This window comes from Flavilitoribacter nigricans DSM 23189 = NBRC 102662, from assembly GCF_002646595.1.
In the GTDB taxonomy this organism is placed as follows: Bacteria; Bacteroidota; Bacteroidia; order Chitinophagales; family Saprospiraceae; genus Flavilitoribacter; species Flavilitoribacter nigricans.
The window spans coordinates 36,294-51,384 of the sequence record NZ_PDUD01000047.1 but is presented as its reverse complement, the minus strand read 5'-3'; the positions used below and the strand labels follow the sequence as shown (position 1 = coordinate 51,384).

The following is a 15,091-nucleotide window of genomic DNA, read 5'->3' as shown; positions in this document are numbered from 1 at the left end:
TGTCGTTTTTTTGTACCTGCCGGTTGCAATAATGAACCGAAAATCAATCAATTAGCACATAATAATTTTATCGATGCTTTAACGCTCCGTTTTCGGGCCCGCAGCTGTTCGTCATTTGCAATAAACATCCGGGGATATGCTATACTTTTCCCCCGGAAAAACAAGACTTTTATTCGCTCTTCAGCGCCTCGACCGGGTTGGCCAATGCGGCCCGCACCGCCTGAAAGCTCACCGTCAGGAAAGCGATCGCGACCGCAAATCCGCCGACCAGCACAAACACCCACCATTGGATCTGGATATGGTAGGCAAACTCCGTCAGCCACTGCCGCATAAAATACCAGGCCACCGGTGAAGCCAGCACCAGGGCCAGCAGGACCAGCGCCAGGAATTCTTTGGACAATCGGCCGACCAGACTGCCGGTAGTCGCCCCCAGTACTTTCCGGATACCGATCTCTTTCACCCGGCGCTCCATGCTGAAGGTCGCCAGACCAAACAGCCCCATACAGGAGATCAAAATGGCCAGGAAAGTAAACAGACTGATGATGTACGACAGATTGGTTTCTGCCTGGTACTGTTTCTGTAGATCTTCATCCAGGAAACTGTATTCAAAGGGGGTATCCGGGTTGAGTTGGTTCCAGGTGGTTTCAATGGTAGCCAGCAAACCGGCATAATCTTCGGTTTGGGTGCTGATCAGGGTATTGAAGTGCTGATTGGGCGGCCAGTAGCTCAACATCAGCGGATACATATCCGAGCGCAGGGACTGGAAATTGAAATCCTGCATTACCCCCACAATGTGGTAAGTGATCTGTTCATCATCAAAATCGGAATAGACCTCCGTACCGGGTGCATCGCTGACCGACAGTCCCAGGGCCGCCACGGCGTATTCATTCAGCACGATCTGATTGGTGGTATCGCCCGGCAGCAACGCCCGGCCGGCGAGCAGGGGAATGTTCAGTGCGTCCAGATAATCTTCATCCGTATAAATGACCTTGGTATTCTGGGCGCTTTCCATCGTCTGTCCTTCGGTGTAGACGGAAAAATCCCGGGTAACAAACTGCCCCGGCGTGGCGAGCATCCCGCTCACCGTGCGTACCGCGGGCAACTGTTTGACTTCCTGTTTGAAAGTTGCGAGACGAGACCGGGCCGCATCCGTTCTGACCGGCACAATGATCTGCTGTTCTTTCTGGAAACCCAGATCCCGGTTCTGAATGAACTGCAACTGCTGGTGGATCAGGATCGCTCCGATCACCAGTCCTACGGAAACCGCAAACTGCAGCACCACCAATCCCTTCCGCAGATTAGCTACGGAAAAACGACTCCGGCCGCTACCGGCTTTAAAGGCATTGACAGCCTTAAAACCGGACAGGTAAAAGGCCGGATAACTACCCGCCAACAGACCGGTCAAAAGTACCAGCGCTCCGATCAACAGCCAGATCTGAGGGTATTGGCTAAAGCTGCCGGTCACGTCACTGCCGGTCATCAGATTCAGCCAGGGCAAGGCTAATTTGATCAGTGGGATGGCCAACAGGAAAGCAATGGCAGACAAAAGGACCGCCTCCGTCAGGAACTGACTGATCAGGCTGCCTCTGCCGGCCCCAACCGTTTTCCGGATACCGACCTCTTTGGCCCGTAAGGTAGATCGGGCCGTGGTCAGATTCATAAAGTTGATACACGCCAGGAACTGGATAAAGCCGGCAATCGTCAACAGGATATACAGCAGGCTGGAACTGACGGTAGTTTCTACCTGATTGCTGCGCTCCGAAAACAGGTGGATATCCCGAACCGCTTCCAGATGCAGCGACTTTTCCATGCCCATATTGCGCAACTGGTCGCCACCGTGTTGCTCCAGAAATGCGGGTAGCCTGGCGGCTACTACTTCGGCACTGGCCTGGGGTTTCAGCTTGATGTAACCGTGAATGAAGTTATTGCCCGACCAGTTGTTGTTATTGATTACATACTCGCCGATACCGCCGCTGTTGATGGCCATATAGTAGTGGCCGCGAATATGGGAAGGATTCGCCTGGGCGTCGACTACCCCGGTGACGCGGAATTCGTTGTCCGCGATCTCTATGCTTTCCCCCAGCGCGGACTGGCGACCAAACAGCTTTTCGGCCACCTTACGGGTCAGAACGACCGTATAGGGTTCATCCAACGCGTGCGCCGGATCGCCTTCTACCCATTTGTAGGTAAACACCTGGAAAAAGGCCGGATCAACATAATAGCCTTTGGTTTCGTAGAAGGAGGTATTCTTCCATTTCAGGATCTGCTGGCTGACATCCGGCGTACCGATCACGCGGGTCCAGTTTTCTACTTCCGCAAATTCTTCGCCCAGCGCCGGTGCAATGGGCGGCGACAGGGTAGACATCTCACGCCGCGGATTTTCCTGCAATTTGGTGTCGGTCACCACGCGGTAGAGGGCATCCAGATCGGCATGGTGCTTATCGTACTGATACTGCTCCATGGCGAAGAACAGGATATACAGGCAACAGGCCGTCCCCAGGGTCAGCCCGAGAATATTGATCAGACTGAAGGTTTTGTTTTGCCAAAACTGCCGGAGGATAAGTTTGAGATTATTTCGCAACATAGCTTACGGTTGTATTTTTATGAAGTTGGGATAAAGTGCGGAGCACCCTATCACTCACTTTTCAAGGAATCGATCGGATTGGCCAGTGCTGCTTTTACACTTTGCAGACTCACCGTGAAAAAGGCAATACTCAGTGCGACCAGGCCCGTCAGGGCAAATACCCACCACTGAATATGGATGCGATAGGCAAAATTTTCCAGCCAGGTATCCATGAGCCACCAGGCCAGCGGCGAGGCGATCAGGATGGCAATACCCACCAGCAGCAGGAAATCCCGGGACAACAATCCGACCAGTCCGGCCGTAGAAGCGCCCAGCACTTTGCGAATACCGATCTCTTTGGTCCGGACCGTTACCATATAGGATGCCAACCCGAACAGTCCGAGACAGGCGATCAGAATAGCCAGCGAGGAGAAGATGGCAATGATATTCCCCAACCGCTGATCCGCGATGTACTGCTCGTTGAAATGGTCGTCCAGAAAGAAATAATTGAACGGGTTATTTGGGAAGAACCGGGACCAGGTCTGTTCGACCTTGCCGATGAGCGTGCTCACTTCGGTGGCATTATCCGCGGCCAGCCCGAGCGAAAAATACAGGTAGTTACTACCGGAATTCCGCAGGATCATCGGTTCGTAGGCGTGCTGCAGGGAGCGATGATGGTAATCGGCTACCACCCCTACGATCGAACGGGGCGAACCCTGATAGTTGACCGTTTTGCCGATCGCGGATTCGGGATCTTCCAACTCCAGCATAGGCAGGGCACTTTCCGTCAGGATGATCGCATCTTTATCCGTCGACATTTCATCGGAGAAGTTGCGGCCGGCCAGTAACTCCATACCAAAAACCTCCAGGAAACCTTCATCCATGACAAAGCCCTTGAAGGTTACATTCTTTTCCTTATCCGCCGACATCATCCGGATGCCGCCGTGGGCATCTATATCTAAATATTTCTTTCCCGGTATGGCCGAAGAAGCCCCAATCTGCTCTATTTCGGGGATATTGTTCAGCGCCATTTTGAAACTTTGGTAATGGGCTCTGTAGACCGAATCACTATCCAGTGAGGTCGGCGCATTAATGATCAGTTGCTGATCCAGCGCAAAGCCCAGGTCCTGATTTTTCATATACCGCAACTGCAGGAAGATCACCACGGTACCGATGATGAGCGCCACGGATACGGCATACTGAAACGTTACCAGGCCCTTGCGCAGGACGCCTTTACCCCGTCGCTGTTTTTCTCCTTTCAGGGTTTTGGCCGGAGAAAAGGTAGCCAGGAAAAAAGCAGGATAAAGGCCGGACAGCACGGTGCCGGCCAACAATAAAGTCGGCAGCAGCCACCAGACCGTCGGGCCGGCAAAGATGGAGGGCATCGTTTTACCCACCAGGGTATCCATGGCGGGTTGTCCCAATTGTACCAGACAAACGGCCAGCAGTATAGCGACCAGATTAACCAAAAAAGCTTCGGTCAAAAACTGCGCGACCAAAGTACCCTGATTCGCACCGATCACCTTGCGCACGCCCACTTCGCGAGCCCGTTCTTCGGCCCGAGCGGTAGCCAGATTGATGTAATTTACCCAGGCGACGATCACTACCACGATTCCGATCAGAAACAGGAAATAGACCGTGTTGCCGTCTCCGTTGGGCTCCGCTTCGTATCCGAGTTTAGAGTTGAGATGAATATCGAGCAGCGGTTGCATAACCGCTTCACTGTAGAAACCTTCCGTTTTTTCCACAAAGCGCTTTTTGTTGAAATCCGGAAGTTTTGCCGCAAAGGCAGCCGGATCCACGTTCTCGCGCAGGAGTACGAAAGTAAAGAAGTCATTCCAGCCCCACTGTTGGGTCGGATCTCCGTTCGTCACCAGGAAGGTATTGAAGGAGACCAGCATATTGAATTTCAGGTGAGAATTTTCGGGTACATCTTCCAGGATACCGGTCACTTCCAGGTCTCCCCGGTTATTGACCCGGATCACCTTACCCACCGGACTTTCCGTCCAGGAGGCCCGGGGTCCAAAGTAGCGCTCGGCAACCGATTCGGTCAACAGGGTGGTGAAGGGACGGGTAAGACAGGTCTTCCGGTCGCCCTCGATCAGTGGGAAATCAAACACTTCGAACAAGGTCGAATCCGCATAGTACATCTTCTCCTCCTCGTATTGCTGGTCGCCGTATTTGAAAACCGTCCGGCCGTATTCCGGAGTGAAACGCACGTAGGACTCTACTTCCGGGAAATCTTCCGCCAGAGCCGGACCCAGTGGAGCCACATTCATGGCATCGTGCCCTTCGAGGCGTCCCTGTCCGTAAAATTTCAGGGTCATTCGGTAGATCCGGTCCGCTTTGTCGTGAAACTGGTCGTAACTGTTTTCCATCCGGATGTATTGCCAGATGAAAAAAGCCGCCGCCAGACCCAGAGCCAGACCAAATACATTGATCAGGGTGGATGTTTTACTGTTCTGCAGATGCCGAATAGCGAGTTTGAGGTTATTTTTAAGCATAATATGCTGTATTGCATGGATCAGATGCCCGGTGTAATCCGGCAGCACCCGACTCATTCATTTCTTAAAGATTCTACCGGATTAGCGACGGCCGCCCGCAGGCTTTGGAAACTTACCGCCAGCATAGCAATGGCAAAAGCGCTGATCCCGGCCAGGAGGTATACCACCACGGAAATATCGATCCGGTAGGTAAAACCCTCCAGCCAGTTGGTCATCAGGTACCAGCTGATCGGTACGGCGATCAAAAAAGCGATCAGTACCAGCCGTAGGAAGTCCATAGATAACATGCGGAAAATACCGGCCATGGAAGCGCCCAGTACTTTGCGGATCCCGATCTCCTTGGTGCGCTGTTCGGCCGAGTAGGTCACCAGCCCCAGCAGGCCCAGACAAGAGATGAAAATGGCCAGCAGGGCAAAGGAACCGAAGATCCGCCCCTGCTGCAGATCGTTCTGGTGCAGCTCCATAAACTGTTCATCCAGAAAATGCAGATCAGCGTGCCAGTTGGGATCCAGTGTCTGCACGATCTCTTTCACCGCCGTTTGCAGGCGATCCGTTTCGTCGGACTGGAAGCGCACGGCCACGAACTGACTGCGCATCCAGTCAAAAGGTGCGAATTGGATCACCGCCGGTTCTACCTGATCGTGAAAAGATTGAAAATGGAAATCTTTTACCACGCCAATGATCTGCCCTTCCTTCTGGCTTTTGCCGCTCCCGAAGAGCGCACGTTCGCCGACGGCAGCGGCTGCTGAAGGAAAATCGAAAGCTTTAACGGCCGTCTCGTTGATCACAAAGGCACCGTTTCGGTCCGACGCCCGACTTGCATCCAGGCTGCGTCCGGCGATCAGTTCGTACCCCATCGTTTCCAGGAAAGCGCCCTGGACCGCATAATTTTCCGTTTGTACTTTCGGACTATTCAGGTCGAGCTGCATCGGCCAGCTATCTCCCGTGAAGGTAGCGACATTGCTGCCGCCGGCTACCCGTTCCACGCCGGCTACTTGCTGTAATTCCTCCTGCAGGATCGGGAATTGTTCCGATAATTTACCGTTGATCTGAAAAACGCCGACCTGTTCACTCACCTCGGGCCGGATACTTTCCCGGACGTACTCCATTTGCTGCCACACCACCAGCGTGGCGACCAGCAGAATGACCGAAGCGGCAAATTGCCCCACCACCAAACCCTTCCGGGAAAGATCGGCCATGGAGAGCTGGTGAAATTTGCCCTTCATCGCCTCCAGCGGCCGGAAACCGGACAGGAACAAGGCGGGAAAAATGCCCGCAATGAGGCCCACCAGCATGATCACAGCCAGCGCTGAGGCATAGAACCAGGGCTGGTTCAGATCCGCCGCCTGAAAACTTTTGCCCGAGATCAGATTAAATCCCGGCAGGAACAGATTGGCCAGTACGATCGCGAGGATGCCGGCCAGTGCCGTGGTGAGCACCGTTTCCATCATAAATTGCCCGATCAGGCTCCGACGATTGGCGCCGATGATCTTGCGAATACTCACCTCTTTGGCCCGCTTGGGGAAACGGGCAGTGGTGTAATTTACGTAATTGATACCGGCGATCAGGAGCAGGATCAATGCGATCAGGCCCAGGAGATACAGCGTTTTGAGATTACCGCTGCTACTTTCGCGGCCATAGTCGGAATGTAGGTGTATATCGAGCAGTGGCTGAAAAGCCATTTGGTAATTCTGCTGCCAGTCGTCGAGTTGATCGGCCAGGTGGCGTTCGGTGAAGGCCGTTAGTTTAGCTTCCGCCACTTCGATGGAGGTATGCTCGGCCAGCCGGAAAAAAGTATAATTCCCCGGCATTTGCTGCCAGAGTTCCGCCGGGCCGTAGGCAGATTCGAAAGTGCTGAACGGCAGTGCCAGATCGAACTCCACAGTAGTATTTTGGGGAAAATCCCGGAATACGCCACTCACCGTCGAGTACAAGGCCCCCGAACTGCCGATCTCCAGGGTTTTGCCAATGGGATTGGCATCTCCAAAATATTTTTTCGCATAGCTTTCACTGATCACTACACTCTGGGGTGTGGCCAGTGCGGTGGCTGCATCGCCCTCAATAAAATCCAGGTGGAAAACTTCCGCGAAGGCGGTATCGATAAAGGCCAGATTTTCAAAAAAACGTTTATCCTGGTAGCGGGTTAGGGTCGTTAAACCTTTGGCAACCCGGGTGACGGAGGCCACTTCGGGAAGCTCCTGGCCCAGGGCCGGACCGATCGGCAGAGGCGTTGTCGCAAATTTCCCCTGACCAAGATAGTTCTCAAAAACCACCCGGTAGAGACGTTCCGGTTGGTGATTTTGCTGATCATAGCTCCATTCACTCTGCAGATAGCTCAACATCAGCAGACAGCAACCGATGCTCAGGGCCAGTCCGCTGATACTGATGATCGCGTAGAAGCGATTTTTCCGCAGTTGTCTAAAAGCTACTTTCAAAAAATTCTTAAACATGTTGAGCGTTTTGTGATCCTTAAATCATCCACTTTTGGAGCGCTGGTCTTATAGTTCCTTTTATTCGCTTCGTAGCGACTTGACCGGGTTGGCCAGTGCCGCCCGCATACTCTGGAAGCCCACCGTCAGAAAAGCGATCAGCAGTGCTACCATTCCGACCAGAATAAATACCCATACCGGGATATCGATCCGGTAGGCAAAATTTTCCAGCCAGCGCTGCATGAAATACCAGGACAGCGGAACGGCGATCACAAAGGCGATCGCTACCAGCCGCACAAAATCTCTGGACAGCAGGCCGACGATGCCGCTGAGGCTCGCCCCCAGTACTTTACGGATCCCGATCTCCTTGGTGCGGTTGGCCGCGGCCAGCGCCGCCAGCCCCAGTAAACCGAGGCAGGCCAGGAAAATAGCGATGCCGCCCGCCCAGGCCACGATGGTCCCCCAGCGTTCTTCGGCCTGATAGAATTGGTTGACGTCTTCATCGAGAAAACTGTAGGAAAAGGGAAAATCGGGGACGATGGCTTCCCATTCGGTCTCTATATTTTTCAGCACCTGTTCCGGATTTCCGGAAGGGATACGGACCATAAAACGGAACGGCTGGTAATCATAAAACTGGTGAAACAACTGGGGCTCCACCCCTTCCCGGAAGGAGAAAAAGTTGAAATCCTTCACCACCCCGATCACGATCGGCGTCCTTTCCGGATCCCGGGAATAGCCCGTGAGCGGCTGCCCGATGGCCGATTCGGCCGTCCAGCCGAAATCTTTGGCGGCAGACTCGTTAAAAATGACGGAGGTGAGGGTATCCGCAGAAATAGTGGGATCAAAATTGCGCCCGGCCAGCAGGGGGATGTCCATTACATCGAGGTAGCGGTCATCCACAAAATATTCGTAAAGAGATTTGAGTTCATCACCATTGTATTCAAAACCGGAGCGACTGTAGCCCTGATTGGCGCCCAGACTGATCTCCGCGCTCGTCACGCCCAGTACGTCGGTCCGTCGGGACATCGCATCCCGGAAACGTGGCCACACCGTGGCTACATCCGTGCCTTCGGCATTCACCACCACTACATTTTCCTTGTTGAAACCTGGGTACTGATTGTGCATGTATTGCAGCTGCTGCAAAATGATCAGCGTAGAAGCGATCAGACCGATGGATAAAACGAACTGCAGCGTAACCAGAGATTTGGTAAAGAGATTGGAACCGCCCAGCCGGACCTTCGTTTTCAATACTTCAACCGGACGGAATCCGGACATCACCAGTGAAGGATAACTGCCGGCCAGCAATCCGACCACCAGCACCAGGCCCGCCGTCAGCCAACCCAATTCGGGGTATTGCTCCAGCGAAAAGACCAGTTCCCGGTCGGAAAGTTCATTGAATGCCGGGAGCAGCAGATAGCCCAACCCCAGACCGATACCCGCCGAAAGTCCACTCAGCAGAAAGGATTCGGTCAGGAACTGGCCGATCAGTTGTTTACGGCTGCTGCCGATCACTTTGCGAACGCCCACTTCCTGCGCCCGACCGGCCGAACGACCGATCGCCAGGGTGGTAAAGTTGATACAGGCGATCAGCAATACGCCACCCGCTATGCTGAGCAGGATCCAGATGTTTTTCGGATCGATCGCCGAGCGAAAACCACCCGGAACCTCCGTATTCGTATGCATTTCCCGCAGGGGCTGCAGCTTATAGGTTACCGGAGAGCCATCGCCCGTCCAGCGACCGGCTTCGCGCATTTCCCTTTCCGTATCCGGATAATGTTCGTTTCTGAAGGTCTGCAGGCGCTCCGGAGCATGGGGTAGCCCGCTGCCGGGTTTGAGTTGCAGGAAGGTCATGAAGGCGGATCGCTGCCAGTTGCCCTGATAGCGTTCTCCGCTGCGGGTTTTGGACGCGAGGTATTGGTAATTAGCGAGTATATCAAAGTGAATGGTGGAATTGGAGGGTTGGTCCTCTACTACCGCCGCCACCGTAAAGGGCTGGAAGCTGTCTTCCAGCTTGATGTCCATCGTTTTCCCGGTTGGATTTTCCTCTCCGAACAGCCGGATGGCGGTACTTTTGGTCAGCACCACAGATTCCAGGTCTTTCAGGATCTCCTTTTCGGGGCCGTAGATCAGCGGGAAGGTAAATACGTCAAATACGTTGGGATCCGCGAAGGTAACGCCTTCGCGCTGGACCTGACCGTTGCTTCGAACGAAGTTCTCCCCCCAGGCCGTACGAAAGCGTACCACTTCCTCTACATCAGGAAAAGTTTCCTGCATGGCCGGCCCCAGCGGCATCGGCAGGTGGGCATCAGCCTGGGCTTCCCGGCCGTCGAATGCCTCTGTCCAGCGATACACCCGAAAAATATTATCAGCGTTTTCGTGCTGCCGGTCGTAGGTCAGTTCGTTAATGGCGTAAAGCAGGAACAGACTGAAACAGGCCAGCCCAATGGACAATCCCAGAATGTTGATCAGGGAAAGCCCTTTTTGCTTGAATAAGGTACGAAAGGCAACTTTAAAATAATTCTTGATCATAGTCAGGTGTATGTATTTTCAATGCTTAGGGGCTCAGTACGCGGTAAAACCTTGTTTATTCGATGCGCATTCATTTAGCTTTTTGTTGCTTACTCATTCCGCAGACTTTTGACCGGATTGGCCAAGGCGGCTTTAATACTCTGAAAGCTTACCGTCAGGAAGGCAATCCCGAGGGCCATGGCCGCCGCCACGACGAATAGCCACCAGCTCAGCTCGATGCGGAAAGCAAAATCTTCCAGCCACTGTCCCATGAAATACCAGGTCAGCGGTAAGGCGATCACCAGAGCGATGGCCACGAGGTAGAGAAAATCCCGGGACAACAAGCCGACGATATTGGCTACCGTGGCACCGAACACTTTGCGGATACCGATCTCTTTGGTCCTTCTTTCGGCCAGGAAAGCGCTCAGGCCCAGCAAGCCGAGGCAGGCGATGAAAATTGCGAGGAAGGTAAACGACTTAAACAGCGCCGCCGTGCGCATTTCCGACCGGTAGAGGTCTTGGTATTGATCATCGATGAAAAAGAAATCAAAGGGTTTGGCGAAATCCATCCCTTTGTAGGCCGTTTCCAGTCGGCTCATGGTCGCTTGAATATCGTTCTGGGGTTTCAGGCGTAGCGTCAGATAGGCCGAAGTGATCAATTGGCGGGTATCCTCTTCCGTCAACTCAAAAATGACCTGGGGATCTACTTCGGTTTTGTAACTGAAAAATGCATAATTCTCGATCACTCCATTCACGGTATATCCGTTTTCGTCCCCGCTCATCTCTTTGAGAATGCGCTCCCCTGTAGGATTTTTCAGTTCCATTTTTTCCAGGGCCGTCTCGTTCAGGAATACCCGTTTCGCAGTGTTACTGCCATCGTTACGGGAATCATCCTGTGCAATCCATTTGGCTCCGATAAGTTCCAGAAAATCCCGGTCCGCCGAAGTGAAATGGATCGATAGCGGTTTACCCGTCGGTGTTTTGGCAAAAAAGAAGTTCGTTCCCTCGGATTTGAAGGGTACCGCCGTAGAGATACTCGCTCCGATCACGCCGGATTCCCGACCGGCAGCCGCTTTCAGGGCATTCGCGGTACCTTCCCGCTCGGCTTCAAAGGGAATAACGAGCAGTTGGTCCCGGTCGAAACCGAGATCCCGTTCGCCCAGAAAATTCATTTGGGATTGCATGACCAGGCTGCAAACGATCAGCCCGGCCGAAATGACAAACTGAAAGACCATCAGTGCCTGCCGGGTCCGTTCACCTTTCAGGGCACTTCCCCTACCCGTCCGCAATACTTTGGCCGGGATGAAGCGGGATAGAGCCAGGGCCGGATAACTGCCCGCCAGAAAGATGCTCAGTATAAGAATGCCCGTAATCGCCAACACCATCGGCCCCTGCAACAAAAGATCCAGTTCGATCCGGGTATCGGCAATGTAATTGACTGCGGGCAGGGCCAGACGGCTCAGGAAGAGTGCGATCCCGAAAGCCAGACAGACCATGAGGGAAGATTCGCCGAAGAACTGACTGATCAGTTGTCCTCTTCTCGCTCCCAGCGTTTTCCGTACGCCCACTTCCTTAGCTCGTTGGGTGGCCCGGGCCGTGGTCAGACTGGCGTAATTGACAATGGCCAACAGCAGGATCAGCAGCGCGATCCCGATGAAGAGCCCCATTTTTTTCTGCAGGGCATCGGTGAAATAGTAGTCGGGTAAGGTACTGATCGAAATCTCGGTCCGGTTTTCACGGTCTTGTTCGGGTTTGGCAGCGGTAATGATCTCTTCGATCCGGGATTGGACCGGAGCGGCGTTCTGCCCGTCCGCCAGCAGGAAATAGGTGTTGAAACTCCCGAGTCTTGCCGCGGGAGATTCGAATGCCAGCGGAGTGATTGTCCGCAGGCTATTGAAGGAAGCAATAAAGTCGTACTGTAGGTTGGAATTTCCGGGAGCCGGAGCGATCACCCCGCTTACGGTGAGCGCATGGTCCTTTACTTCGGTATCACTCAGATATCCGCCGGACGGCGGCAGGAAATTGATGGTTTGGCCGATCGGATCCGCGGTGCCGAAATATTTCTCCGCCATCGCCGGCGTCAACAGCACGGAAAAAGGCTCCTCCAGAGCGGTATTCCGGTTGCCCGCCAGTAGCTCGAAAGAAAAAATATTGAGGAAATTGCTATCGGCAAAAAGGAAATGTCCCTCATTGTATTTTTCGGTACCATCGAGGGTACTCAGTACCACGTTCTGTTGGGGTGCCGTGCGGACAAAAGCCTCCACTCCGGGCACCTGTTCCTCGATGATGGGGCCGAAACCGGCATCAAAACGGGTCGTATTGAAAGAGGTTTCGCCGTAATAGCTCTTGGCCGAACTCAGGTACAGCCGGTCCGAATACTCATGAAAGCGATCAAAGCTATACTGATGGTGGACGTAGGCAACCGTCAGGAAGGCAGCCGCCAGGCCAACCGCCAGGCCCATAAGATTGAGAGCGGTAAAGCCCTTTTGTCTGATGATCTTTCTCCAGGCGATCTTGAAATGATTGAACAGCATAAGAATTCGATTGTGGCAATACGCAGGAAGGCCGAGCCAGGCAGGCTCAGCGATTAAGGTTGGCAGGGGGTAGTTGGGACCGGTTCGCGATCAGCCGCTTTTGCGACCTGATCCCGATGTTCGGTTCCTGCTACCCGCTACTGCTTTAGTTGTCTTGTCGATCGGTAACTTTTGCCTTCGGGAAGGCACCTTTACGGTCGGGTAATACGCCTCTTCAGAGATATTGCTGAACGACGTTCTCGGTTACCACCTGTCCGTCAAGCATCCGGATGATCCGGTTGCCGAATTCGGCACAGTATTGGGAGTGGGTCACCATCAGGATGGTTGCGCCTTCCTGATTCAGGTGGACCAGTGTCTTCATTACATCATCGCCATTGGAGCTATCCAGGTTACCGGTAGGCTCATCCGCCAGGATCAGCTTCGGGTTATTGACGATCGCCCGGGCTACCGCCACGCGCTGCTGCTGACCACCGGACAGTTGTTGCGGGAAGTGATTCCGGCGGTGCATCATATTCATTTTTTCCAGCACCTCGTCTACGCGCTCCTTGCGTTCTTTGGATCCCACTTTGGTGTAGATCAGCGGCAATTCCACGTTTTCGAATACAGTCAGCTCATCAATCAGGTTAAAGCTCTGGAAGATGAAACCAATATTGTTCTTACGCAGATTGGAACGTTGGCGTTCGCTGTAGTTGGAAACTTCGTGATCGAGAAAGTGGTACTCTCCGCCGGAAGGATTGTCGATCAGGCCGAGAATATTCAGAAGTGTGGATTTTCCACAGCCGGATGGGCCCATAATGGAAACGAACTCCCCCTGTTTGATCTCTACATCAACTTCGTTGAGAGCAGTGGTTTCCACTTCGTCGGTGCGATAGACTTTTACCAGTCCTTTAGTTTTGATCATCAGTTAAATTTTTAAATTTTTTGCGTGGGGCAAACTTCCGGGAGCAGGGTGATCTTCACCCTACCCCGGGCATAAGCCGGGCTTTTTTCGAAGTGCATGGAGCGGGGGGCCTGGAGAGAAGGGCTAACAATTTGAACAGTCGGGAATATTAAATGCCCTTTCCCAAACCTCCTGCTCTATGCATTATTTACACAGAGCGAAGAGCAGGGGGCATGGAGGATCTTAATTTACAGTCGGGTGATTACCTCCATGCCCCTTGCTCTCCGGTCCGCGCTATTTGAGTACTAATTCGTCTTTATCCCCGAAGTTCTCATAAGAAGAGACGATAACAATCTCTCCAGGTTGCAGCCCTTCGATAACTTCGTAGTAATTGGGGTTCTGATTACCGACGCGGATACGGCGTTTGCGGGCGATCTCTCCGCCCGGATCCAGCACGTATACCCAGTTGCCGCCGGTAGTCTGGAAGAATCCGCCTTTAGCCAGCAGCATAGCTTCTTTTTCGTCACTGAGGGAAAGTTTCAGAGAAATGGTCTGTCCGCGTTTGATGTTGGCGGGCCGGTCTCCCACGAAGATCAGGTCCACTTCGAAAGAACCGTTGGTTACTTCCGGATAGATCTTCTGGATGCGCAGGGTGTATTCCTGGCCGTCCATGGTGAAGTTACCTTCCTGCTGGGGGAAGATGCGGGAGATATAGAATTCGTCGATGCGGGCCCGGATCTTATAGTCGTCCAGGATATCGATCTGTGCGATGCGGTCACCGCGGTTGATCAACTGTCCGATCTCGTTGTCCAGTGAGGATACCTGGCCGCTGATCGGTGCTTTGATGGTCAGGTTGTCCAGGCTTCTTCTGGCAAAATCGAGGTTTCGGCGCATCAGATTGAGCGTGGTTTCCAGCTGATCTTTCTGCATCACCTGGAACAGTGAATCCTTTTCGATGGTCGCTTTCATCAGTTTGGTGCGGCGCATCAGGTGTTCGTATTCATCCTGGGTGGCTTCGAAATCCACCTGCGAGATCACACTGTCGCGATAGAGTGATTCGTTTCTTTTAAACTGCTTTTCCAGCTGGTCGATACGGTATTGTACATCCAGGGCCTGTTCGCGGTAATTAAGACTTTGCTGATCCATCAGAATACTTGTCTGGCGGATATTATTGACCTGGGTTACGATCTGGGCTTCCTGGTTCAGTACATTGAGCTCCAGATCCGTATTGGAAAGGCGCAGGATATCCTGACCGCTCTCCACAATGGCGCCGTTCTCGAGGAAAACCTCCTCTACCCGGCCACCTTCTACGGCATCCAGGTAAACGGTCTTGATCGGTTCGACTACCCCAAAAAGCGTGATGTATTCCTTAAACACACCCTCGTTAATCGTATCGGTTAGCAGACGTTCGCGTTGTACATTTAATCGACTGGCACCTCCGGTTTTGCTGATGGCGGAAATGATCAGGGCTACACCGCCGATCCCCACCAGTATCAGGAGAATGCGTTGCCAGGTCCAGGTCTTCTTTTCTATCTTACGATCCATTGTTTGTTCCTTCTTAAATGGTTTTTAACCAGAAAATATCGAAATCGGCGGGCATTGGATTAGCGAACTTTTTTAATCCTTATAACTCTTGGTCCGCTTCGAAAAATTTACAGTCGGGTTGTTTGCTT

Annotated in this window: 7 protein-coding genes; all 7 read right to left on the bottom strand. The window is 53.1% G+C overall.

All coding sequences use genetic code 11. The annotated features are described in order from the left end of the window. Positions 1–169 precede the first annotated feature (169 nt). Complete coding sequence (locus CRP01_RS34660; protein WP_099154675.1) at positions 170–2,584, bottom strand: ABC transporter permease; 2,415 nt, start codon at positions 2,582–2,584, stop codon at positions 170–172. Positions 2,585–2,634: 50 nt separating this feature from the next. After that, entirely contained in the window at positions 2,635–5,067 is a 2,433-nt protein-coding gene (locus CRP01_RS34655; protein ID WP_170110667.1) for an ABC transporter permease, read from the bottom strand. Positions 5,068–5,120: 53 nt separating this feature from the next. Continuing rightward, a complete protein-coding gene (locus tag CRP01_RS34650) occupies positions 5,121–7,517 on the bottom strand; it encodes an ABC transporter permease (RefSeq protein ID WP_099154673.1) in 2,397 nt (798 codons plus the stop codon). Between the two features lie 60 nt (positions 7,518–7,577). Next, complete coding sequence (locus CRP01_RS34645) at positions 7,578–10,025, bottom strand: ABC transporter permease (RefSeq protein ID WP_099154672.1); 2,448 nt, start codon at positions 10,023–10,025, stop codon at positions 7,578–7,580. Positions 10,026–10,114: 89 nt separating this feature from the next. Beyond that, entirely contained in the window at positions 10,115–12,538 is a 2,424-nt protein-coding gene (locus CRP01_RS34640) for an ABC transporter permease (RefSeq protein ID WP_099154671.1), read from the bottom strand. Between the two features lie 214 nt (positions 12,539–12,752). After that, complete coding sequence (locus CRP01_RS34635) at positions 12,753–13,439, bottom strand: ABC transporter ATP-binding protein (RefSeq protein ID WP_099154670.1); 687 nt, start codon at positions 13,437–13,439, stop codon at positions 12,753–12,755. 273 nt (positions 13,440–13,712) lie between these two features. After that, entirely contained in the window at positions 13,713–14,963 is a 1,251-nt protein-coding gene (locus CRP01_RS34630; RefSeq protein ID WP_099154669.1) for an efflux RND transporter periplasmic adaptor subunit, read from the bottom strand. Positions 14,964–15,091: the final 128 nt, after the last annotated feature.